At 55.2% G+C, this 440-nt stretch carries 1 protein-coding gene; it reads right to left on the reverse strand.

The window, feature by feature from the left end:
* Positions 1–438: HesA/MoeB/ThiF family protein (locus AWU74_RS08520; RefSeq protein WP_238580282.1), on the reverse strand; the 438-nt coding region annotated here is incomplete at its 3' end.
* Between the last annotated feature and the right edge of the window lie 2 nt (positions 439–440).

Genomic DNA, 440 nt, shown 5'->3' on the forward strand with positions numbered 1-440 from the left:
GTTGGGAATTCCCAGCAGCACGCACGCGTCGTTTACGAGGTAGCGGGTTTGATAGTTATCCGTGCCGTCCGCGACTATATCATAGCCGTTCATAAGCTCCAGCGCGTTTTTGCTGGTAAGCATCGTATTGTAGGTAACCACGTTTACAGTCGGGTTTATGCCTTTTATGCGGTCTTTCGCCGACTCGACTTTCGGGCGTCCTATGTCCTTCGTGCTGTGAATCACCTGCCGTTGCAAATTCGACTCTTCGACAAAATCAAAGTCCGCTATGCCGATGGTTCCCACGCCTGCCGCGGCAAGATAAAGCGCCAGCGGCGCGCCGAGACCTCCTGTCCCTACGAGCAGCACTTTCGCCGCCTTGAGACGCTTTTGCCCTTCAACGCCGATTTCGGCAAGCAGCAGATGACGGCTGTGTCGTGCGATTTCGCCGTTCGACAAGC

The sequence above is a fragment of the Treponema endosymbiont of Eucomonympha sp. genome, from assembly GCF_001028545.1.